At 62.2% G+C, this 18,685-nt stretch carries 31 protein-coding genes and 1 pseudogene; 19 read left to right on the top strand and 13 right to left on the bottom strand.

Annotation, left to right across the window (positions count from 1 at the left end; genetic code table 11):
* Positions 1-161: 161 nt before the first annotated feature.
* The 10 genes from K2Q04_RS21785 to K2Q04_RS21740 form a co-directional block, all read right to left on the bottom strand.
* Positions 162-737, bottom strand: coding sequence for a hypothetical protein (locus tag K2Q04_RS21785; RefSeq protein WP_291167676.1), 576 nt, complete (start codon positions 735-737; stop codon positions 162-164).
* A gap of 75 nt (positions 738-812) precedes the next feature.
* Positions 813-1,142, bottom strand: a complete 330-nt coding sequence (locus K2Q04_RS21780) for a hypothetical protein (protein ID WP_291167673.1) — start codon at positions 1,140-1,142, stop codon at positions 813-815.
* Position 1,143: 1 nt separating this feature from the next.
* Positions 1,144-1,326 carry a hypothetical protein gene (locus tag K2Q04_RS21775; RefSeq protein ID WP_291167669.1) on the bottom strand — a complete coding sequence of 61 codons (183 nt, stop codon included), beginning with the start codon at positions 1,324-1,326 and terminating at the stop codon, positions 1,144-1,146.
* Between the two features lie 12 nt (positions 1,327-1,338).
* Positions 1,339-1,692 (bottom strand): hypothetical protein, encoded by a 354-nt coding sequence (locus tag K2Q04_RS21770; RefSeq protein ID WP_291167665.1) that lies wholly within the window; start codon positions 1,690-1,692, stop codon positions 1,339-1,341.
* Between the two features lie 9 nt (positions 1,693-1,701).
* Positions 1,702-3,291, bottom strand: coding sequence for a hypothetical protein (locus K2Q04_RS21765; protein WP_291167661.1), 1,590 nt, complete (start codon positions 3,289-3,291; stop codon positions 1,702-1,704).
* A gap of 117 nt (positions 3,292-3,408) precedes the next feature.
* A complete protein-coding gene (locus K2Q04_RS21760) occupies positions 3,409-4,188 on the bottom strand; it encodes a hypothetical protein (protein WP_291167658.1) in 780 nt (259 codons plus the stop codon).
* Positions 4,189-4,651: 463 nt separating this feature from the next.
* The gene (locus K2Q04_RS21755) at positions 4,652-4,903 is read right to left on the bottom strand and encodes a hypothetical protein (RefSeq protein WP_291167655.1); all 252 of its coding nucleotides are present in this window, start codon (positions 4,901-4,903) and stop codon (positions 4,652-4,654) included.
* Positions 4,904-5,074: 171 nt separating this feature from the next.
* Positions 5,075-5,779, bottom strand: a complete 705-nt coding sequence (locus K2Q04_RS21750; RefSeq protein WP_291167652.1) for a DUF6011 domain-containing protein — start codon at positions 5,777-5,779, stop codon at positions 5,075-5,077.
* 24 nt (positions 5,780-5,803) lie between these two features.
* Positions 5,804-6,112 (bottom strand): hypothetical protein, encoded by a 309-nt coding sequence (locus tag K2Q04_RS21745; RefSeq protein ID WP_291167650.1) that lies wholly within the window; start codon positions 6,110-6,112, stop codon positions 5,804-5,806.
* A 32-nt stretch (positions 6,113-6,144) separates the two neighbouring features.
* On the bottom strand, positions 6,145-6,336 hold the full coding sequence (locus K2Q04_RS21740; RefSeq protein ID WP_291167647.1) for a hypothetical protein: 192 nt from the start codon (positions 6,334-6,336) through the stop codon (positions 6,145-6,147).
* Between the two features lie 155 nt (positions 6,337-6,491).
* On the opposite strand from K2Q04_RS21740, the gene K2Q04_RS21735 reads away from it, so the two are divergent.
* The 4 genes from K2Q04_RS21735 (at position 6,492) to K2Q04_RS21720 (ending at position 9,042) form a co-directional block, all read left to right on the top strand.
* Positions 6,492-7,058: a ParB/Srx family N-terminal domain-containing protein gene (locus K2Q04_RS21735; RefSeq protein WP_291167645.1), complete on the top strand. Its 567-nt coding sequence runs from the start codon at positions 6,492-6,494 to the stop codon at positions 7,056-7,058.
* Entirely contained in the window at positions 7,036-7,629 is a 594-nt protein-coding gene (locus K2Q04_RS21730) for a ParB/Srx family N-terminal domain-containing protein (protein WP_291167643.1), read from the top strand. Before K2Q04_RS21735 ends, K2Q04_RS21730 begins: the two co-directional genes overlap by 23 nt.
* A gap of 5 nt (positions 7,630-7,634) precedes the next feature.
* The gene (locus K2Q04_RS21725) at positions 7,635-7,814 is read left to right on the top strand and encodes a hypothetical protein (protein ID WP_291167641.1); all 180 of its coding nucleotides are present in this window, start codon (positions 7,635-7,637) and stop codon (positions 7,812-7,814) included.
* A 97-nt stretch (positions 7,815-7,911) separates the two neighbouring features.
* Complete coding sequence (locus tag K2Q04_RS21720; protein ID WP_291167639.1) at positions 7,912-9,042, top strand: GNAT family N-acetyltransferase; 1,131 nt, start codon at positions 7,912-7,914, stop codon at positions 9,040-9,042.
* On the opposite strand, the gene K2Q04_RS21715 is transcribed toward K2Q04_RS21720, so the two are convergent.
* The 3 genes from K2Q04_RS21715 to K2Q04_RS21705 are packed head-to-tail and all read right to left on the bottom strand — an operon-like array spanning position 8,993 to position 9,855.
* Positions 8,993-9,343 (bottom strand): hypothetical protein, encoded by a 351-nt coding sequence (locus K2Q04_RS21715; RefSeq protein ID WP_291167636.1) that lies wholly within the window; start codon positions 9,341-9,343, stop codon positions 8,993-8,995. The two genes, K2Q04_RS21720 and K2Q04_RS21715, sit on opposite strands and share 50 nt — an antisense overlap.
* A gap of 18 nt (positions 9,344-9,361) precedes the next feature.
* On the bottom strand, positions 9,362-9,634 hold the full coding sequence (locus K2Q04_RS21710; RefSeq protein WP_291167634.1) for a hypothetical protein: 273 nt from the start codon (positions 9,632-9,634) through the stop codon (positions 9,362-9,364).
* Complete coding sequence (locus K2Q04_RS21705) at positions 9,631-9,855, bottom strand: hypothetical protein (protein WP_291167632.1); 225 nt, start codon at positions 9,853-9,855, stop codon at positions 9,631-9,633. Before K2Q04_RS21705 ends, K2Q04_RS21710 begins: the two co-directional genes overlap by 4 nt.
* Positions 9,856-9,966: 111 nt before the next feature.
* On the opposite strand from K2Q04_RS21705, the gene K2Q04_RS21700 reads away from it, so the two are divergent.
* The 15 genes and pseudogenes from K2Q04_RS21700 to K2Q04_RS21630 all read left to right on the top strand — a co-directional run.
* Positions 9,967-10,938, top strand: coding sequence for an LAGLIDADG family homing endonuclease (locus K2Q04_RS21700; protein ID WP_291167629.1), 972 nt, complete (start codon positions 9,967-9,969; stop codon positions 10,936-10,938).
* Positions 10,939-10,951: 13 nt separating this feature from the next.
* Entirely contained in the window at positions 10,952-11,677 is a 726-nt protein-coding gene (locus K2Q04_RS21695) for a CoA transferase (protein WP_291167626.1), read from the top strand.
* A gap of 12 nt (positions 11,678-11,689) precedes the next feature.
* On the top strand, positions 11,690-11,947 hold the full coding sequence (locus K2Q04_RS21690) for a hypothetical protein (protein WP_291167623.1): 258 nt from the start codon (positions 11,690-11,692) through the stop codon (positions 11,945-11,947).
* On the top strand, positions 11,944-12,330 hold the full coding sequence (locus K2Q04_RS21685) for a hypothetical protein (protein ID WP_291167621.1): 387 nt from the start codon (positions 11,944-11,946) through the stop codon (positions 12,328-12,330). Before K2Q04_RS21690 ends, K2Q04_RS21685 begins: the two co-directional genes overlap by 4 nt.
* 145 nt (positions 12,331-12,475) lie before the next feature.
* A complete protein-coding gene (locus tag K2Q04_RS21680) occupies positions 12,476-12,907 on the top strand; it encodes a hypothetical protein (protein WP_291167618.1) in 432 nt (143 codons plus the stop codon).
* 29 nt (positions 12,908-12,936) lie between these two features.
* Positions 12,937-14,259: a phage terminase large subunit gene (locus K2Q04_RS21675; protein WP_291167615.1), complete on the top strand. Its 1,323-nt coding sequence runs from the start codon at positions 12,937-12,939 to the stop codon at positions 14,257-14,259.
* Positions 14,260-14,271: 12 nt separating this feature from the next.
* Positions 14,272-14,556: a hypothetical protein gene (locus tag K2Q04_RS21670; protein ID WP_291167612.1), complete on the top strand. Its 285-nt coding sequence runs from the start codon at positions 14,272-14,274 to the stop codon at positions 14,554-14,556.
* Between the two features lie 7 nt (positions 14,557-14,563).
* Positions 14,564-14,785 carry a hypothetical protein gene (locus K2Q04_RS21665; RefSeq protein ID WP_291167608.1) on the top strand — a complete coding sequence of 74 codons (222 nt, stop codon included), beginning with the start codon at positions 14,564-14,566 and terminating at the stop codon, positions 14,783-14,785.
* A gap of 4 nt (positions 14,786-14,789) precedes the next feature.
* Positions 14,790-15,071, top strand: a complete 282-nt coding sequence (locus tag K2Q04_RS21660) for a hypothetical protein (RefSeq protein ID WP_291167605.1) — start codon at positions 14,790-14,792, stop codon at positions 15,069-15,071.
* 23 nt (positions 15,072-15,094) lie between these two features.
* The gene (locus tag K2Q04_RS21655; protein WP_291167602.1) at positions 15,095-15,793 is read left to right on the top strand and encodes a hypothetical protein; all 699 of its coding nucleotides are present in this window, start codon (positions 15,095-15,097) and stop codon (positions 15,791-15,793) included.
* 41 nt (positions 15,794-15,834) lie between these two features.
* Complete coding sequence (locus K2Q04_RS21650) at positions 15,835-17,163, top strand: hypothetical protein (protein ID WP_291167599.1); 1,329 nt, start codon at positions 15,835-15,837, stop codon at positions 17,161-17,163.
* A gap of 3 nt (positions 17,164-17,166) precedes the next feature.
* Positions 17,167-17,343, top strand: coding sequence for a hypothetical protein (locus K2Q04_RS21645; RefSeq protein ID WP_291167596.1), 177 nt, complete (start codon positions 17,167-17,169; stop codon positions 17,341-17,343).
* An 11-nt stretch (positions 17,344-17,354) separates the two neighbouring features.
* Positions 17,355-18,089, top strand: coding sequence for a hypothetical protein (locus tag K2Q04_RS21640; protein ID WP_291167593.1), 735 nt, complete (start codon positions 17,355-17,357; stop codon positions 18,087-18,089).
* 7 nt (positions 18,090-18,096) lie between these two features.
* Positions 18,097-18,264: a hypothetical protein gene (locus K2Q04_RS21635; protein ID WP_291167590.1), complete on the top strand. Its 168-nt coding sequence runs from the start codon at positions 18,097-18,099 to the stop codon at positions 18,262-18,264.
* 41 nt (positions 18,265-18,305) lie between these two features.
* A pseudogene (locus K2Q04_RS21630) lies at positions 18,306-18,685 on the top strand (hypothetical protein); the annotation flags it as partial.

Below are 18,685 nucleotides of genomic sequence, written 5' to 3'. Positions count from 1 at the left end.
GATCTTGCGCCCGTCGGGAAGCGTGAACTCCTTATAGCGGGCACGTGTTTCCTCGTCCTCGGGATCAGCGACCTCGATCGGCGGCTCCGCCGGCGGCGACGGCGCATCATCGAGATCGAACAGCGAGCGGGCGTCCCGGATGGGTTGGTCGCCGTGCGTCATCAGCCAACTCCGCTCTGCGCCATGGTCTCGAGAAGGTCTTTGACCATTTTCATCGCCGCTTGTTTCTTGGCGTCGGCGAGGAACTCGGGGTCCATATTCTTTTCCGCCCAGTCGCGGGCGAGCTTCTTGGCGCGGTCGACGTTGAGGGTCGGCTTGTTGTTCTTCGCGACATCGCCATCCATGGCGCCCGAGGCCAGCATGAGGCCCTGCACCGAGGCGACGACGTCGATCTCGCCGGCGATGAGGCCGTATTCGCCGGTCGAGGTTTTGATCGGGAGCGAGTGCACGCTCTCCGTCATAATCGCTTCCCACAGGGGTCCGGCGGCCTTGCGCGCTGCTTCGACATTTTCGCCAGGGAAGGAGAGGCCGATATAGGTGAACTTCTCCTCGATCGTGCGGATCGCCTTTTTGAGCCAAGGCCCATCGGCACCCAGTTCGTCCGGCTTCAGGAGGCCCGTCTCGAGCATCGTCGACAGGCTGACCGAGATCACCGCCATAGTCTTCAACAGCTCCTGGATTTCCGGCGGCGAATTCATGAACAGCATTTGGCCTTTGGTGAAATCCGGCTTGGTCATCGGCGGGCTCCATTAAGCGACGTGAGACTGATAAAGTCTAGCTATATGATACTATACGAGCACGCCGGCGCCGACTCAATTGCGCACCGGCCGCAAGTCTTTTTCATCCTCAAGCAATTCGCCGGGCGTCACGACGGTGGCGTAGAATGCCACCAATTCGCGCAGGATTTCGCCCCAGCGAACGGTGAACTTGTCCCTGAGCTCCGCGTCCGGCATCGAGCCGATGCTTTCACCCATGATGCGCGTCAAGGCCATCAGCGTCTGCAGGCTATCGTTGCCGGCATAGCCGTGTTCGGCCCAGAACGTATCGACCAGTTTGTGCACGGCTTGATAGAGAGCTTCTCCGTCATCGCTGATGGCGACGCCGTTGATGACGCCGTGATCGGTGGTTATCGGTCTCGTCATGTCACAAGGTCTCCGTGTACTGAGTGAGGTTGGCGATGAGCGCCAGTGCCGTCGCCTTATCCAGGCCGATCCAAGTCACCGGCTTGCCGAAGTCGATGATGATGGTCTTGTCGCTGACGCCGATGCGGAAGGCGAGCGCGCCCTCGTCATCGGCGTTGAGTTTGCCGCGCGGGTATTGGTTCATGGAGCGTCTCCGTCAGTTGGTTTTCTTCTTCATGCCGCTGCCATCCATCGGCTCGCCGTCGCGGTCATCGATGACGACGGCTGGCGCCGCAAACGGCAGAAAGGCTTCGGTCATGTCGCAGATATCGGCAAGGACCAGCGCCTGCACCCTGACGCGCGCTTCCTCGGGCATGCCGGCGAGCAGCTGCGCCAGATGCCGCACCAAGGCGATCATCGTCTGCAGCCCATCGGCGCCGTTGTAATTGCGCTTCTCCCAGAAATCATCGATGGTCCGGCCGAGGCACTCCCAGAGCTCCTCGCCCTCCGCATCGATCGGCAGTGGCCTGATCAAGCCCTCCGCGATGAAATCCTTCAGTGGTCCAACCAAACGCGCCTCCTAGAGCTTGTAGTGCTTGTTGATGAAGCCGAGATCGGGCGAGCCGCATAACATCCATTTCACCCAGGTTTTGTGCTTGGCGTAGTGCCGCCAATGCCCGCGCCGGAAATGCATCCTCGGCCGCCGCCGTCCGGTCTCAGTGAAATCCCGGAGCTCCTCCGGCAGCGCCGCGTTGCGCTTGCGGTTGGCGAGAGAGACGATGTGGTAATCCTTGAGCGGCGCCTTGCCCTTCTTGGCGCGCGCCGCATTGAGCTTTGTCGGCGCCCGGATCACTTCGCTTTCGGCGACCTCGGCCTCGAGCGAAATGCATACTGCCCTGACCTGCGCATTGATGAGCCGGGTCAGGTTGACGACCTCGAGCGTTTCATCCTCGGTGTTGAAGTCGCCATCGGTCCGGGTCGGCGGAATGTCGCGCATCACGTAACCGCCGCAGCCCCAGGTATCCTCGCCGCAATCGACGCAAATGACCGAGGCGAGAGTTTCATTCACGCATTCCTTCACCAGCACGGCGACACGGCGGCCGGAGATGCGGAACTCGAAAGCGCAGAGATCGAACGGCAGCCGGAAGGCGCCCTGGTCGAATTCGCCCGCGCCCTCAAACGCGCTCGCCCAATCGTGCTCGACGACGAACACGCGCGGCTCGCCGTTGCCCATGAACTGACGCACGCTGATCGGGTTTTCGATCTCGGCCATGTCAAAGGTGCGGCCCGCCTTATCGGCTTCGATCAGCTTGTGGAATGCCGAGCCATTAGGGTTTTCGAGTTTGAGGTCGTTGCCGATCGCCCAGTGCTGCAGGGCCTTCAGCCGCTCGAGCGAGACGAGCTCGCTGCGCGTGGCGGCGAGCTGGCGCTCGATGTCGGACTCGAGGCGGCCCAAGGCGGTGACGGTCTCGTTGTGAAGACCCGGCACCGCCGTCGGTCTCTCGCGGCGTCGCTTCTCGAGTTCATTGGCAATTTCGAGCGCCAGCTCGCTGCGATCCTCCGGCGGCGTCCGGCGCATCAAGCCGATGATCAGGCTTTTGCCTTCAGCGTCGAGGACCGAAGACTCGATCTCCCGCACCAAGCTGTCGTCGACGGCATAGCGTCCGACATAGGGCGTGCCAGGCAGTCCGACGCGGCGCGCGGCTTCATCGGGCTCGGTAATGAAGACGTGGTGGGGCGCACCATGGCGCTTGATGGCGAGCGCAAACATCTGCGCGATATCGGTGTCGGAGAGATGCGTGGTCATGGCGCCGATTGCCGCCAGCGTCGTCCGCATCAAGGGATCCGCATGGGGATCCATCTTCTCAATGATGCAGCGCTCGAAAAAGTCGGTGATATTGACGCCGCTCGCCGTGATGACATTCCACAGTTTGTCGGCGGCCTGCGACAGCGCGATATCGTCGAGTTTGGCAAACTCCTTGCGCACCAACCGCTCGTTTTCGCGGAGCCTGGCCCGCACCTCCTTGATCAGCTTATTGCGCTGCTTGCGCGGGAACTGCTGCAAATAGGCATCGATCTCGGCTTGAGCACTCCGTTGGTCATCCGACGTCGGCGGCGATCCGAGCCGCCCCCGCGAGATCTTGAGCATCTCTTCGACATGGTCGCGCATGGGCGGTAGGCGGTCCCTCCAGATATGGAAACGCCTCGCATCCCAGGGCGCTTGAAATGCGAGGCGCAGTCGGCGGTGGCGATCAAACCACCGCCTCAGTCGATCGTAACGCGGCCGTTAGGGCGTCACACTCTTGGCCGCTGTCGTGGTGCTTTTGGCGCGCCAGGCTTGGAAACGCGCCCGGACTTTTTGGGCGCCGGTCTTGACGAGACCCCAGAGCCACGCGAGGCCTTTTTTGACGAGCGTCCAGAGGGCGGCGGCACCCCACTTGACCCATCCCCAGAAGAAGGCCCAGGCGGGGCGGAGCCACCTGTAGACTTTGACCGCAAGGTAGCGAAACGTCCCGATGGCAACGATGACGATGGCGAACAACGCCAGCGGCAAGTGCCATCCACCTCCGGTCTGAGACTTCACAACAGCGACGCCCGCCGTGGTCGCGCCGGTGACGGTTGTGAGCAACGCTTCCGGCGCTCCGGCATCGTCGCCCGCCGCCTCGACGTTCTTGATGTCTTCGTGCGTCACCGGCGTCGACACGATTGGCGCCAGCGGCGGCAACAACGGCGGCCCCGCCGAGATCTTGGGGGCGGAGCCATCGACGGCAGGCGCTTCCCCCGAAGCCCCGGTCTCCGACGCCTTGGCTTCGGCCGCCGGTGCCGGCGCCACGGTCGTCACTTTCTGCGCCGGCTTCTGGGCTTCGACCGGCGCCGGCTTCTTGACGTGCTTGACGTGTTGTTTCGCCGGTGCCGCAAAGGGGTTGGGAAGCTCGAACTTGAGTGGCGTCGTCGGCAAGGAGGATTCGTCCGCCCGCGCTAGGCCGGGCAGGAAAGCAAAGAGCGTTGCCGTCGCGGCCGCGAGCACGGCCAACGAGCGGAATGGGTCGCGTGAGAATGTGGTCATCTGTTCTCTCGTCTCGGTAATGGCTGGCGGGCGTCGCGCCCCCAGACCCCAACCCCCTCCAGGGCCTTCCGACTGAACTGACTGAACCAACTGAACGCCGAACGACTGGCACGCGGTAAACCTGCTGAACCTGATCGCTTTTGTGACGCAAAAGTCACAGAAGCCGGAAAACGAAAGTTAAAGGCGCTGAGACTCTGTTTCCACGTTGACACCAGACGCATACGGAATTATTCCGATGATATCCTGCGGTGTGTCGTGTCTCAGACGATCCCCGCCCGATCCTCCCTCACAAAGAGCCATTTGTCTCTGCCACTGGACAGCCATCCGGCATCCGTGGTGCTGATGAACCGTGCCTGTGACCCAAGCCATGAATGGCCAAACGATCGCGAGCGGCCGCCTCTAAAGCGGCCCACCCGCAGGATCTCTACCTGCTCGAACCGGGGATCAACCCGACGAGCACACATCACGCCGCCCTCCCCGATGGGCTTTGAGCGGCGTTATATGCCTGCACAAATGCATCCGCGCTGCCGATGGTGAGCGCCTCCTTGGGTCCCGCCCAGAGGCCTGGCTCCATACTCATGCGACGGAGAGCAGCTGCAACGACCGGAAAGAGCTCGGGCCTCGCCTTCGTCTCCCTCAGGACGTAGGCCCGATTGCCGGCCACCCAGCTCTCCGCGAGGACCATCCCGCGTGTGGACATTGTGATATCGGTCATGTGTGCTCCGCGTTCGCTGCCGAGCTCTGCCAGATCCCAAGCTGTATCTGGCAGAGCTCGGAGCCTGCGTCATTGATCCTGCTTCGCATAAAGTCTAGCCTTGCTTAACTCTCTTGTCGAGCGCTAAGCAAAGCGAGAGGCTTTCAGAGCACAGTTTCGTGTGGGTACAACTCACGCAGCCTCCTGCGCGGGCGTCTGCTCTTGCAGGGTCGGTTCCCCGACGATGCGTTGCTGCGCATCCTTCAGGGCGTTCTTCCATTCGGTGTGCAGGCCCCAATTTTGAGCGCATGTCTCACCATAGCCAACAGCCGTCGACTGCCGCTGCTTCAAGGGCAAATTGCAAAAACAGCACCTGCCCGTCAGATGTCCGTGGCGCGAGGCGGCACCCGCCGGATCGGAAGCGAATTCTTTGAGCAAGCCGACCAGAATATCCTTCTGGCCATCGGCTGCAGGATTGATCTCGAACGCACCGGCGCGGCTGATCCGGCCGTAGAAGGTGTTGTCCGGGTACTTTTCGTTCGACGTGACGTTGAGACTGCCCGGCGCCTTGGAGCGTGAACCGGCAACTGAGATCCTGACCGTCAGGTCGTCTTGCGAGATGACCACGGCCGGGAACTTCAGGGTCTTTCCGGCCTTGTCGAACAAGGCGATGGCGCCCGCCATATCGCCGACGTCTTTGACCTCAGGGTCGGGGCGGGTGGCGTAACCGAGAAGCTTCGCAACCCAGTCCCACTGCTTGTCGCTTAAGCGCTTCGTCTGCTTGTACTGGGCGATGAGGTCTTGGGCGAAGGCATTGGACCGGGCACTGGTCAGGTCGTGTAGATTGGCCTCGAGCGCGGTGATCTGCTCAGGTCTCGTCATGCTGGCGATGTTCATGGGTTCCTCCGGAGGATCTGTGACTTAGGCGGCGTTGACGAGCGCATGCGCGGGCACGGGCTCGAGCGGGTAGACGCTTTGGAATTGCTTGATGACTTTGGTCGGCACTGCCGACTGCACTGACGCGATGTCGGTGATCATCTTCACGCACGTCGGCAGCGCGATGCTCGCCGTCTCACGCGTGAAGGTCAGGCGATCTTCCCAGGCGATCACGCCGTTCGGCCACATCACGGTCATGTCGAAGTGGCGAAGGCCGTCTTCCTGGCGCTCGACAATGCGGACGACGTGGTCGTTGACGCGGTCGAGGAAGAGGAGGGTGTTGGACTGGTCCATGGTCTCTGCTCCGAAATGGTTTGCAGCTGAGCTCAGGCGGCCTGCGCGCTGTGGTCGGCGGCGACTTGGACCCAGAAATTGTCGATGTCGGCGCGCGCATCGTCGACCGTGTCGTAAGGGCCGCCCACGTCGTTGCGGTTCTTGCCGCAGCCCTCGGTCAGGATGCCGTCTTGGCCGGCGTCTACGATTTTGAAGCCGCGATAGATGCTGAGTGTCTTGGTCATCGTTTTGCTCCGATAATTCAATGGGTTAACTCGATCCATTATATGGACCGTTAACCCGCGCACAAGTCGCGCGCACTCATTTTTTCAAGAAAAATCAACCACTTAGGCAACGCTGGCGACAGACCGGCGCGCCGCTAGCCGCAAGGACTTCCGCTATGTTCGCAGCCAAAGACTGGCCGGCCGCCAACGTCGAAATGCGGTCGGTGAAAGAGCTCATCCCTTACGCCCGCAACCCGCGTAAGCACTCCGACGAGCAGGTCGCCCAGCTCGCCGCCTCGATCAAAGAATTCGGCTGGACCATCCCGGTGCTCGTCGATGAGACCGGGACGCTGATCGCCGGTCACGGGCGCATCATGGCGGCGCAGCGCTTGGGGCTTTCCGAGGTCCCGACCATGACCGCCAAAGGGTGGTCGGAAGCGCAGAAGCGCGCCTACGTCATCGCCGACAACCAGCTGACGCTGAACTCCACCTGGGACAAGGAGCTCCTGGGTGTCGAGTTGGAAGGCTTGAAGGAGATGAACTTCAATCTCGATCTCGTCGGCTTCTCAAGCAAGGAATTGGGCTCAATCTTCGGCAAGGAAATGGAAGCGGGCGATGCACCCGTCACCGACCTCGACGAGATCTGGGCCGTCATCGCCTACTGCAAGGGCGAGCAGGATCAGGCGGCTCTGATCGAGCGTCTCGAGAAGGAAGGCTACAATGTCAAAGCCTTCGGCGGTTAGGACCGCAGTCAAGATCGACAGCCGCACCTGGCCGGCCCAAGCCGTCGAGATGCGGCACGTCAATACGCTGACGCCGTACGCAAGGAACGCCAAACAGCATCCGGTCCGCCAGGTCAAACAGATCGCCGCCTCGATCAAGGAGTTCGGCTTCACCATCCCGATCCTGGTCGACGAGCTCGGCGTCATCATCGCCGGCCACGGCCGCTTGCTGGCCGCGAACATGCTGAACCTGACGCACGTTCCCGTCATGACGGCGACCGGCTGGTCGGAGGCACAGAAGCGCGCCTACGTGCTGGCCGACAATCAGCTGACCGCTAACGGCGCCTGGGACAAGGAGCTCCTGAAACTCGAGATGGACGATCTCAAGGAGAGCGGCTTCGACACCGGCCTCTTGGGCTTCGGCAAGGACGGCCTCGAGCGCGTTCTCAACCCCGACAAGTTCAGGCCCGCTCCGGACGTGCTCGAAGAGTTGAATGCCGTGATCATCACCTGCGCCGATGAAGCCGAGCAGCTCAAGGTCATGGAGCTCCTGCTGGCCGACGGCATCCCATTCAAAGCAGCGATCGGGTGAGGGTCATGAGTGCCGAGATCATTCTCTTTCCCAGCATCTGCCTGAGCTGCTGCGCCAACTGCGGTGAGGATATCGCCATGGGCGCCACCATCAAGCAAACCAAGGACGGCCGCTGGCGGCACGCTGAGAAATGCGGCCCCGAGCTCGAGGACATGAAGGTCCGCTCCTCGAAACGCAAAAAGTGAGCTGCGCATTTCAACGCAGGCTGCGGGCATTGCCTGTTGCTTGACGAATACCTCGCTGAAAAAACCACAGAAACTGACCGCAACACCGAGAGCGCTGATGAAAGCCAAGATCACCCGATCCTCGGAGATCGTCAAAAGCGCGCGCATCGCTCAGATGTCGGCGCTATTCGACGTGCCTCCGACCGAGAAGTCCCACCTCGAGTGGAATGTCGATTTGCCCATTGAGGACAAACCCTGGAACATCGGTCTTATTGTCGGCCCGTCGGGCTGCGGCAAGTCGACGATCGCCAAGGAACTCTTTGGCGCGCACATCGTCTCCGGTCACGAGTGGCCGAAAGATCGCGCCATCCTCGACGCCTTCCCGCAAGGCATGTCGATCAAGGTCATCACCAACCTGCTCTGCGCGGTTGGCTTCGGCTCGGCCCCCAACTGGCTGCGCCCGTTTCACGTGCTCTCCAACGGTGAGCAGTTCCGTGTCACGGTTGCCCGCGCCATCGCCGAGTCAACCGGCGTCATCGCCATCGACGAGTTTACCTCCGTCGTTGACCGGCAGGTCGCCAAGGTCGCGTCGCACACCGTGCAGAAAACGGTCCGCAAGGAAAACCGGCAGCTGATCGCCATCTCCTGCCACTATGACATTGTCGAATGGCTGCAGCCGGACTGGGTCTATGAGCCCGCCACTGCAACATTCGAGTGGAGGTCTCTTCGGCGAAGACCAACCGTTGACCTTGAAATCCGCTCGTGCGGCAAAGACCTCTGGCCGACTTTTAAGCCATATCACTATCTGAGCGGCTCCATTCATCCCGGCGCCAAGTGCGCCGCCGCCTTCCTCAACGATCAGCCGATCGCCTTCACCTCGTGCCGCAAGGTCGTGCATCCGACCGCCCACGACATCATGATCGGCCACCGCCTGGTCGTGCTCCCCGACTACCAGGGGCTCGGCATCGGCGGCCGCCTCGACGAGTGGCTCGGTCAGTTCCTTTGGGACAAGGGCTGGCGTTATCACAACGTCGTCGCCCACCCGGCGATGATCGCCTATTACTCGAAGTCGCCCCGCTGGAAATGCGAGCGCTTCGGCGGCCTCGGCAACAACGGCCCGAACGCCGCTGCCTCGCTCGCCAAGCACCAGCGGGACTTCACCGCGCAGCGCGTCTCCGGCACCTTCGTCTACTGGGCGCCTAAGGGCTCGAACCCGAAGCCGCGCCGGCCGCACCCTTTGGAGCTGTGACCGTCTCGACGATGATCTTCTTGCCGCGCGTGAAATACTTCAGAGCGCCAAACACCACGGCGCCGGCGGCCCAGAAGAAGATGTTGATCATGATGCCAAGGCCGGCTCCAGCTTCGACCCACTTCTTCTCGTCACCCGAGAGGTGCTGGTAATTGGTGGACGTCGCCACATCATTGGCGCCTTTGAAAATCGCCCAGATCATGAAGATGTTCCAACCCCAGAACAGCCAGGTGGAGATCCTGTTGAGCGGTCCCCGCTGGTAAGTCTCGGTATAGGTCTTGGTCGTGGTTACCTCAGCCATTGTCGCTCCCTCGGTTTCCTATGTGTTGGAGTGGAAGTAATTGATCACGCCCTGCCAGCCCTTGGGCGTCTTCGTCACGCCGAGCACTTGCGCCATGTTGCCGAAGGGGTCAGCCTTCTTGTAGTCCGTGCACCACTGGACTGCCGCATCGTAAGCGGATTGCTTGTCGCCATGAATGGTGTCCGTCAGCCGGTGCCACGGCAGACCGCCTGAGCGTTTGTAGATCGGCCGCCCATCGGCGTAGGTGCCGACCGGCGTCATGTCGAGTTCGGGGATGGCGTCTTCCGTCACTGGCCGGTCTCCTCGAAGGTGTCAAGCGCCCGTCGCGGGTCGCTGCCCTCGGTTATCGCCTGCCCAAGGCTGTCAAAGAAGTTCATCTTCCGCGCGTAGGCCTCGGCATGCCGGGCCTTCTCCTCGGCCGTCAGCGCGTCGTAGGGCTTTAGCCCGGCGTTGACGCCATGGAAGCTCTGCCGGACGTTTTCATAATCGGCGCGCAGGATCGCTTCGTTCATTTGCTCGCTCCATTCGCAACACTCCAATCGTAAGAGAGCGGCACCCGAAATTCAAAGACGCGGCTCGGCGCGTCATTGGAGCTTTGAGTTAAGCCTTGCTAGACTCGATCAATGGAAAAGATCACGGTCGGCACTTACCTCAGGCAATACCCATTCTACGGCTGGTTGCCCGAATGGCAGCGTGCGTACACTGCTGGCGTTATCGATGCTGATGGGTCGATTACAATCGTTCGTGAGGCCTCGGAAAGATATCGGACACCGCAGTTTTACGCGCGCGTCAGCATTGTCATGACCACACGGGAGCCGATCGCATCGATATGCGAGTGGTTCGGCTTTAGCTTTCGTCAGGAGAAGAGGACGGGTCACTGGCGCTTCGCAGTCAGCGGGCCACGGGCAATAGCGCTGATTGCGGCCATTGAGCCATTTCTACTGTTGAAGCAGCCGCACGCGGCAATCGCAAAGGAAGTCAACCTTCTTCTTCCTCGCGAATACGGTGGGCGCATCAAAGAGAAAGCTCTTGTTGCAAGACTTGAACAGCTCACCACGCAGATCCGCGAGCTCAACGCTCGCGGATCTGAAGCGCCAAGCTCGGCACTCATTGGTCCCCAAAATCAAAACGGGCGTCGGCGCTATCACGGTTGTTCGCCGTACTATGGATATTTGACTGCTGCACAGAAAGCCTATTTGGCCGGATACATTGATAGCGAAGGGTGCATTACAGCGCACACCTACAAACATCAGAACGGCCGGACGCCGAATAGAATAGTGGTTCTTTCATTCACAGCCGTAACCGTCGAGCCGCTGCGGACAATCGCAAGATGGCTTGATGTGCCCTTCTTTGTTGCTGGCAAAGTTTACGGCAATAGCCGTCGTCACGTCCGGCTTCTCGTTAAGGGCCCTCGCGCTGCTGGCATCCTAGCTGCAGTCAGAGGTTCGCTTTTACTGAAGGCCAAACAGGCCGACCTGCTTATCGAGTTCAATCAGATTACCCCTCGCCAGGGATGTCGCGTCAGGCCTCAGTATATCGTCGACCGACAAGGCGCCATTTGTTCGGAGTTGCACGCGCTCAACTCCCCGGACTAAAACGGAAAAACCCATGAGAATCTTAGAGTTAGGCGGGTACATAGCCCCCGCTTATTGCGGCATGCTCTTGGCCGAGCAAGGCCACACCGTCACCAAGTGGACGAACGGCCGCGACCCCATTCATGCGCTCGTCAAGGGCGATGAGCTCTGGGCTTGGATCAATCACGGCAAGGAGCTCCAGGATAAGGACTTCCGCGATGTCGAGCACGTTCTGCAGCGACGGCAGTTTGATGTTGTCGTCGATAATATCCGGCCTTCCACGCTTGCCCGTGCCGGCATCGATCCCGCAGCCCTTGCCCGCGACTACAACATTCGTTGGGTATCGCTCCGAGGCGAGACAGCCGGAAAAAATGAGCCTGAGGCTGAAATTTCCTTCGACGTGAAGGCACAAGCCCGGGCCACCATGCATCTGGCCGGTTGGATCCCCTTCTACATCGGCGACACCTCGGCCGGTCTCTGGCTGGCCTTCAAGGCGGTTGCTGAGAGGAAAGCCGGGCACTTCGTCGTTGGGCACGCCGCCTGCCTCGCCAAATTGGTGGAGGGGGAATTGATCGTCGACCGCCCGGGTCATCGCTCGGCAACAGACGGCAAAAGCGTGCCGTGGGACGTTGAGACCTACTACGGCGATGCCGAAGGCGCCCATGTCCTCTTCAAGGGGCAAACCATCACCGAGCCGGTGCGCGATCGCGCCTGGCAGCTTGCCCACATCGCCAACAAGAACGGCCGGGTCATCATTTGAGGGAGCGCGTCCATGGACATCGAAACCCGTCACATCGCCATCGCTCTCCTGGATAGCGGCGGCAACACCTTCGGCGCCGCCGAGCTCTTGCGCATCTCCCGTCGGGAGCTGGTCGGCATCATCGATCGGAGCCCGGCCCTGCAGACAATCGCCAGGGGCTCAGGTGACCTGATGGTCGAGATCGCCGAGAAGAAGCTCGCCGAGGCCATTCGCAACGCCGACCCGCAAGTGCTCGCCTTTTTCGAGAGAACCATCGGGAGGGCGCAATGAAGAGTGCCGATGCAACTCTCGTCATCGCCAACGTGATGGAGCAGTTCGGTGTGAAGCCCTCGCAATGGGGGTTCATCCAGAAGCCGTCGCGGGTCACCTACCTCGGCCGCGACCGACGCGGTCTTCCACACCGCTATGAGGTCCGCGTCAAGCGCTCATGGTCGGCCGATACCCTCGCCAACTACCTGCTGAAGTGCCTCTACGCCATCATGCGCTCGGAAGAGCTGCCCCCAGCACCCACCCGGGCAGCCCGCAAAGCACAGACGGCCGAGAAGAAGGCAAGGAAGCAGTTAGCCGCCAAGGCTCAGAAGGCCAAAACGGCAAAGCCCGCCCGTCAGTCAGACCTCCTGACGACGAACCACCCCGGAGAGCCACCCGCCTAGGAGCGGCCCTCTCGTTCAACCCAAAGCAAGACGTCCCCGCACCATAAGCCCAGGGCGATCCTGGCAGTAGCGCGATGCTGCTTTCACATAAAGGAGACAGGCCATCACCTGGCGTCAGCCGGGGCGATGTTCTGCGTTCGTTCGCATGGCAAACACAACTCGAACCGTTAACAAGGCTTCACGCAGTAAAAAGAGTCAGGCATCTCAAGGCGATACGCCAAAGCGCCCTGGGCCCGCTCCCCGTTTCACCAATGCGCAGATCATCGAGGCCCTGAGGCTCTCTGCCGGCATCATCACGGGTGCGGCCGACATCCTGAAGACCTCGCGCCAGACTGTGGCCAAGTACATCGAGAACTCCGAGGAGCTGCAGCAGGCTCTCGAGCAGGTCAATCACCGCACTCTCGACATCGCCGAGTCCAAGCTGATGTCGGCGATCAATAGCGGCAACCTAACCGCAACGATCTTCTACCTGAAGACCAAGGGCAAATCCCGTGGCTACACCGAGCGCTCCGAGCTGTCGGGAGCCGGTGGCGGCGCCATCAAGATCGTCTTCGACGACGACGACTCCAAGCTCTGAACCGCAACCGCTGAACTTGGGGTCTCCACATGAGCGTCTCGGCTGCCGCCATGGCAGCTGCCGCCCCCCTTCAGCCTGGGTTCAAGCTGACGGAGCGTCAGCGCCTGGCCAATAAACTGCTCGGGGGTCCCGAGACCGACATCCTCCTCGTCGGCGGCTCCCGCGCCGGCAAGTCCTTCGTCCTGATCCGGGCCATCGTTGCTCGCGCCCTCAAGGCTGCGGGCTCCCGCCATGCCATCGCCCGCTTCCGCTGGAACCACGTCGTCAACTCGATCGGCCGCGATACGCTGCCCTCGGTGCTCGACAAGTGCTATCCGCAGATCGCGCCCCTGGTCGGCTGGGATCGGTCGAACTGGATCGTCAAGTTTCCGAACGGCTCGGAGATCTATCTCCTCGGCCTCGACGACAAGACCCGCACCGAGCGCATTCTGGGTCTCGAGTTCGCGACCATCATGGCCAACGAGATCTCGCAGATCTCCTACGGCGCCATTACGATGGCGAAAACCCGTCTCGCGCAAAAGACCATCCTGCAGCCGAAGTTCTACTACGACTGCAACCCGCCCTCGACCCAGAGCTGGCCGTACCAGCTGTTCATCAAGAAGATCGATCCGACCACCCGGGTGCCGCTGGCCTTCCCGCAAGACTACACGCACATGTTCATGAACCCGGTGCACAACCTGGAGAACGTCTCCGAGGGTTACCTCAAGACGCTCGAGGGTCTGCCCGAGGCGCAACGCCGGCGCTTCTTGCTCGGCGAGTTCCTGGACGATGTCGGCGGCGCGCTCTGGACCGTCGATAGCTTCAAGCACCTGCCGCAAGGCTTCACGCTTCCCGCCATGCGCCGGGTCGTGGTGGCGGTCGACCCCTCGGGCGCTTCCGGCAAGGAAGACTACCGCTCCGACGAAATCGGCATCGTCGTTGTCGGCCACGGCCGCGACGGCAACTTCTACGTGCTTGCCGATTTGTCGATGCGGGCGGCGCCGCACGTCTGGGCCGCAACCGTCGTTTCTGCATTTCACCGCTACCAGGCCAATTCCGTCGTGGCGGAAGTCAACTTCGGTGGCGCGCTCGTCACCAACACGCTGCGCGTTGCCGATCGCCGGGTCCCGGTCAAAGAGGTGAGGGCGGCACGCGGCAAGGAGGTTCGCGCCGAGCCGGTCGCCAATCTCTACGACCAGGGCACCGTCTATCACGTCGCCCGTTTCCCCGACCTTGAAGATCAGATGCTCGCCATGTCGGCTGCCGGCTGGACCGGCTCCCGCTCTCCCGACCGTCTCGATGCTCTGGTTTGGGGTTTGACCGATGTTGCCATCAACAAAAACCACGCAGCCATCCTCGGCGGCGGGGTCTGATTGGAGCGTGTCATGCAGCGCATCATCACCAACCAGCATGCGTACGAGTTTCAGATGGGCGGCTCACTGATCATCGACCAGGAGCCGACCCCGTTCCGCGTCACCCGAGAGGCCGGCCGCCTGGTCGTCCTCGATCACCCTTTCACCGACATTGTCGCATCGGGCACCGATGCGCGGGAGCTCAGCGAAGACATGGACGCTTATCTCAACGAGCAGCGGCTCCTGGAGCCGACCACCGACTTTTGCGAATGGGACGAGTTCTTCTCCGCCGCCGATGGCGACGACGAAATCAAGTGAGGCCGTCATGCTCAACGCCATGACCGCCGATATGCCGAAGGGGTCGCGCACCTGCTACGACTTCGAGCACTTCATCTTAAAGACCGCCGTGGAGCTTAATCTCCCGGTCCTGCACGACGCCTTCGTGTCCTACGTGACCGTCGGCTGCCACCCGGGCATCGCCGCGCGCCGCGCACTCGTCGAGTGCTTTTCCGCCCGTGCCGATGAGCTGCGCTTTTCAGGGAGCTGAGAGCATGTACCGCAACGCCGTAATGAGCGATCCGGAGCACGAGGGGAACAACGTCGGCGACACCTGCGGCCGCGCATATGCCGACGCGTACTGGACGGGCAGCGAACACCTCTACTCCAACCACCGCACCTGCGCCGGCACTCTTGAAGTGAGCGAACTCACCTCCGCCGTTCGTCCCATGGACGAGGGCGAGAGGATGACCGCCGTCGCTTGCTCCTGGTGCGGCCGCCACGCCCGTCTCGAGCACTCGGTGAATGGACAGAAGATCCCCGTCTTCTCGCGCTAATAGCTGTCAAAGGAGCCGCGTTTATGGCCATCCTCTCGAAAGTTGCAAAGTACGCTGCCCACATGGCGAAGAGCGACGGCGCCCGGTTTGGCGCTAAGCTTGCCGGTATCAAGGCGGCGAAGTTCGGCGCCAAGGCGGCGATCGTCTCCTATGCGGCGCGCGAAGAATATAAGCGCGCTCACAATCTGCCCGACGCCAGTCCGACGATGATCCCGGACGTCAGCAAGTACGATACCCCGCGCGCCATACTCGGTGCGGGCGGCTTCCTGACATCGGTCGCCGGTGCTGGTCTTGAAGGCATCGGCCTCGCCGCCAAAGTCCTCGGCAAGCGCTCAAAGGCGGCGGCCGTCGTCGGCAAGGTGCTGACCAACCACGCGGCCCACAGGGCGATCAACACGGCGATCCTCGGCGGCTTCGCCGTCGGCGTTCCCAACTACGATGCCGTCGGTCGCGTCGCCGAACGCCACTTCGACAAGCCCGATGGCTGGAAGCCAGGCGCCGGCTCCAATCTCGTCAAGCACATGATCGAGGGCCACTACGGCGGTCGCGATCTGATGGCGGAAGCAGAGAGCAGGGCCAAGCCCGGACGTCGCTCGCCATCGCAGTTCGGCACGCCAAGGAAACAGCGACAAGGACCCGTCACCAAGGCCGATCTGAAGAACGGCTGGTGGGTCCAAAAAGCCAACGGCACGAAGTACTGGCGCCGCGCCAACGACCGCTGAGCAAAAAGGTAGGACGATCCTACCATTTCGGAGAACCCCCAATGGCCGGAAATAAATCGGGCTTCCTGCTGAAGAGCGGCGCCCGCACCAACGACTATCAAACCTTCCTCCGCGATCGCGATCCCGCCAAGTTCGCGCGCATCGAGCAGGACCGCATGAACTTCCGCTCCGCCGCTCGGGCCGCGCGTAAGGAAGGCGGTTCGTTTGCCAAGGGCGCGATGCACTCCAAGCTCGGCAAGCTGGCGGCGCTCGTCGGCGTCGGCGCCACGGCAGCGAGCACGCTGAAGCCGTCGACCGCATCGGCTTCCGAAGCCGGCGACCAGTCCTGGAAAATCAACCCGAAGACCGGCAAGGAGTTCGACAAGTATTCCGGCGACTGGACCGACAAGATCGTCGGCACCGCCGAGGGCGGCCTTGCTGCAACGGTCGGCCGGCTGATGTGGAAGGACGGCAAGAAAGGCGCGATCGGCGCGCCCCGCAGCATGATCGGTCGCGGCATGCTCAAGATGAGCGGCGGCGCCCTGATGGCGGCAGGCGGTGTCATGCTTGCTGGCGCGCTTCTCGGCAAAGCCCACGCTGACGAACTCAACGCCAAGCATTCCGAGAAGGAAGCCCGGCACGCCGACACACCGTCGGTCGCGCCGCCTTCGACGCCCAAAAGCATCGGACCTGTTGGCAACCTCGTGCTCGCCGGCATGAACGCTCACGGCATGGCCAACTTCGCAACGCTGGCCCGCCGGTCCAAAACATTGAAGGGCAAGCTCGGCTGGGCCGCAGGCGCTGCCTTGACGGCGGCTGGCTTTGCCGGTGCGATCTCGAGCTTTGCGAGCGCCAAGGAAGCGCCGAAGAACCCAACCGGCAAATCGGCGTCGCCCGCCGATCTCGCGCAATACAAAAAGAACGTGCTCGGCGCGAAGTACATGACGGGCAGTGCCGGCGATGTCCATCCAGCCGTCGCCAAGATGTACGAGAAGGCCGACAACGCTCGGACCGACGTCGCCGCCGAGAAGAGCAATCCGGCTCTCAGAGCTGCGTTCCAGGCCGGCCGCAAGGAAAAGGCGGCGAAGGCCGAGCGCGAGAATGCCCGCAATGGCGTCACCGAATTGCGCAAGGGTCTGAAAGGCGTCGCCAACCAGAAGAACAACCGCAACAACCCGGCGCGCGCCGCCCGCGACAAGGTTCAGTTCGGCATCGAGCGCGGCAAGGCGCATAGCGATCTTCGCGCTGCGCAGAAGAAATCGGCGCCGGCAGCGGAGGCAAAACACGAGAGGCACGCCGCCGAGAAGCGCGGGCACCTCGCCGGCTGGAACGTGACCAATGCGAAGGGCAAGACCTTCTGGCGGCGCGCCAACTTCAATCAGAAGGACTGAGCGATGGCGATCATGAAGGCCATGGCCAAGCCGATGGCGCGCGACGGCAAAGCGGCGAGGGAAGTGAAGGCCAATCCCGGACACGTCACCGGCACCTTCAGCAAGAACGACAGCAAGGGCCCGGGCATCGCCGCACCCTGGTTGAAGCCCGGAGCCGGCAAGGCTCCGAAGATGTGCTGAGGAGCACCCCAATGGCCATTCTCGCCAAACTCGCGAAGACGCTGACGCTCGTCACTAAGAAGACGGCAGCCGAAGCCGTCGCCAAGAACCCTGGCCACGTCACCGGCCATTTTGCGCGCAACAAATTGGGCGGCATGCACTTCGTCAATGAGTACGTGCGCAAAGTGCCGATGGTCGGCAAGATGCCCGCCGTCAACAAAGCGGAGAAGGCGTTCCGCGCCACACCCTCCGCCGCCACCAACAAGGCAGCTTTTCAGGCCACCCGCCGCGCCCAGGCCGGCATCAAGCGCGCCGCCACCAAGGCGCGTCAGGAAGCCGGTCTCGTCACCGTCACCAAGGCAACGCCACACACCGGTGGCGAAAAGATCCCGCCGCGTCCCGCAGCATCTCGCGCCGACAAGGTGCGCAAGATGCAGATGGCCGACAAGGACCGCTTCAAACAGAACCCGAATGGTCCGGGCTTCCTGACCCGCAACGAGCGCTACAACGAGGTGCTGCGCAGCCTCGACAAGAAGACGCCGCGCAACTTCGACGGCAGCTCCAACCGTGTGCCGCGCGGCTCCAATGCCTTCACGCCGGGCTTTGAAAGCAAGGCGCGCGAAGGCGACGCCGTCCGCATCCATCCGAAGTATGTCCGCAAAGGCGTTGAGGATACGGGCACCGTGAAGAGCCGCAACGGCAGCTATTTGACGCTGCACGACGGCCGCACCTTCCACGCCAGCGACATCGCCGCCGACCACGAGTGAGGCACTCATGAACCGCACAGTCTGGCCCGATCCGGCCCTCGACTTCCTGCGCGCCCATTACGGTCGCATGCACCTGGTGCTGATTGCTGAGAACCTGACCCGCATCACGGGTCGGGCTTTCACCACGAATGCCATCATCGGCAAGGCCAATCGCATGGGCCTTTCGGCTCGCTGATCGGCTGTTTTCCCGCACACGCCTGATCTCCAGAGGTTTCCATGGCCACCCGCTTCACGGCGATCGACCTCTCGCAGGTCACGCCGCCGCCTGTTGTCGTGCCGCCCGATGCCGAGGCCGACATCGCCGCCCGCAAGGCCGACATCGTCGCTCGCATCCTGCCCTACGACGCCAGCCTCGCCGCCGACGTTGAGGAGATCCTCAAACTCGAAAGCGAGCCGATGACCAAGCTGACGGAAGTCGGCGCCTTCCGCGAGCTTCTGCACTACGCCCGCGTCAACTCGGCCGCGCTCGCCGTCATGCTGGCCTTCAGCCAGGGCGCCGATCTCGAGGTCTTGGGCCAGTACTATGGCGTCACCCGCCTGGTGCTGACGCCAGCCTCGGGCTCGAACCCCGCCGTGATGGAGAGCGACGACAGCCT

Source organism: Hyphomicrobium sp., assembly GCF_019753045.1.
GTDB lineage: Bacteria > Pseudomonadota > Alphaproteobacteria > Rhizobiales > Hyphomicrobiaceae > Hyphomicrobium_B.
Note: the sequence above shows the minus strand (reverse complement) of the source record. Positions and strands in the feature narration are given on the sequence as shown.

Excerpts from the sequence above, each read along its gene's own strand:
- K2Q04_RS21640 (WP_291167593.1), top strand. The coding sequence starts at position 17,355 with ATGGCCATTCTCGCCAAACTCGCGAAGACGCTGACGCTCGTCACTAAG.
- K2Q04_RS21675 (WP_291167615.1), top strand. The coding sequence starts at position 12,937 with ATGAGCGTCTCGGCTGCCGCCATGGCAGCTGCCGCCCCCCTTCAGCCT.
- K2Q04_RS21760 (WP_291167658.1), bottom strand. The coding sequence starts at position 4,188 with ATGACCACATTCTCACGCGACCCATTCCGCTCGTTGGCCGTGCTCGCG.
- K2Q04_RS21715 (WP_291167636.1), bottom strand. The coding sequence starts at position 9,343 with ATGGCTGAGGTAACCACGACCAAGACCTATACCGAGACTTACCAGCGG.
- K2Q04_RS21740 (WP_291167647.1), bottom strand. The coding sequence starts at position 6,336 with ATGACCAAGACACTCAGCATCTATCGCGGCTTCAAAATCGTAGACGCC.
- K2Q04_RS21785 (WP_291167676.1), bottom strand. The coding sequence starts at position 737 with ATGACCAAGCCGGATTTCACCAAAGGCCAAATGCTGTTCATGAATTCG.
- K2Q04_RS21755 (WP_291167655.1), bottom strand. The coding sequence starts at position 4,903 with ATGACCGATATCACAATGTCCACACGCGGGATGGTCCTCGCGGAGAGC.
- K2Q04_RS21705 (WP_291167632.1), bottom strand. The coding sequence starts at position 9,855 with ATGAACGAAGCGATCCTGCGCGCCGATTATGAAAACGTCCGGCAGAGC.
- K2Q04_RS21725 (WP_291167641.1), top strand. The coding sequence starts at position 7,635 with ATGAGTGCCGAGATCATTCTCTTTCCCAGCATCTGCCTGAGCTGCTGC.
- K2Q04_RS21720 (WP_291167639.1), top strand. The coding sequence starts at position 7,912 with ATGAAAGCCAAGATCACCCGATCCTCGGAGATCGTCAAAAGCGCGCGC.
- K2Q04_RS21730 (WP_291167643.1), top strand. The coding sequence starts at position 7,036 with ATGTCAAAGCCTTCGGCGGTTAGGACCGCAGTCAAGATCGACAGCCGC.
- K2Q04_RS21660 (WP_291167605.1), top strand. The coding sequence starts at position 14,790 with ATGTACCGCAACGCCGTAATGAGCGATCCGGAGCACGAGGGGAACAAC.
- K2Q04_RS21650 (WP_291167599.1), top strand. The coding sequence starts at position 15,835 with ATGGCCGGAAATAAATCGGGCTTCCTGCTGAAGAGCGGCGCCCGCACC.
- K2Q04_RS21670 (WP_291167612.1), top strand. The coding sequence starts at position 14,272 with ATGCAGCGCATCATCACCAACCAGCATGCGTACGAGTTTCAGATGGGC.
- K2Q04_RS21685 (WP_291167621.1), top strand. The coding sequence starts at position 11,944 with ATGAAGAGTGCCGATGCAACTCTCGTCATCGCCAACGTGATGGAGCAG.
- K2Q04_RS21695 (WP_291167626.1), top strand. The coding sequence starts at position 10,952 with ATGAGAATCTTAGAGTTAGGCGGGTACATAGCCCCCGCTTATTGCGGC.
- K2Q04_RS21750 (WP_291167652.1), bottom strand. The coding sequence starts at position 5,779 with ATGAACATCGCCAGCATGACGAGACCTGAGCAGATCACCGCGCTCGAG.
- K2Q04_RS21665 (WP_291167608.1), top strand. The coding sequence starts at position 14,564 with ATGCTCAACGCCATGACCGCCGATATGCCGAAGGGGTCGCGCACCTGC.
- K2Q04_RS21775 (WP_291167669.1), bottom strand. The coding sequence starts at position 1,326 with ATGAACCAATACCCGCGCGGCAAACTCAACGCCGATGACGAGGGCGCG.
- K2Q04_RS21765 (WP_291167661.1), bottom strand. The coding sequence starts at position 3,291 with ATGCGCGACCATGTCGAAGAGATGCTCAAGATCTCGCGGGGGCGGCTC.
- K2Q04_RS21635 (WP_291167590.1), top strand. The coding sequence starts at position 18,097 with ATGAACCGCACAGTCTGGCCCGATCCGGCCCTCGACTTCCTGCGCGCC.
- K2Q04_RS21700 (WP_291167629.1), top strand. The coding sequence starts at position 9,967 with ATGGAAAAGATCACGGTCGGCACTTACCTCAGGCAATACCCATTCTAC.
- K2Q04_RS21680 (WP_291167618.1), top strand. The coding sequence starts at position 12,476 with ATGGCAAACACAACTCGAACCGTTAACAAGGCTTCACGCAGTAAAAAG.
- K2Q04_RS21745 (WP_291167650.1), bottom strand. The coding sequence starts at position 6,112 with ATGGACCAGTCCAACACCCTCCTCTTCCTCGACCGCGTCAACGACCAC.
- K2Q04_RS21645 (WP_291167596.1), top strand. The coding sequence starts at position 17,167 with ATGGCGATCATGAAGGCCATGGCCAAGCCGATGGCGCGCGACGGCAAA.
- K2Q04_RS21780 (WP_291167673.1), bottom strand. The coding sequence starts at position 1,142 with ATGACGAGACCGATAACCACCGATCACGGCGTCATCAACGGCGTCGCC.
- K2Q04_RS21735 (WP_291167645.1), top strand. The coding sequence starts at position 6,492 with ATGTTCGCAGCCAAAGACTGGCCGGCCGCCAACGTCGAAATGCGGTCG.
- K2Q04_RS21655 (WP_291167602.1), top strand. The coding sequence starts at position 15,095 with ATGGCCATCCTCTCGAAAGTTGCAAAGTACGCTGCCCACATGGCGAAG.
- K2Q04_RS21690 (WP_291167623.1), top strand. The coding sequence starts at position 11,690 with ATGGACATCGAAACCCGTCACATCGCCATCGCTCTCCTGGATAGCGGC.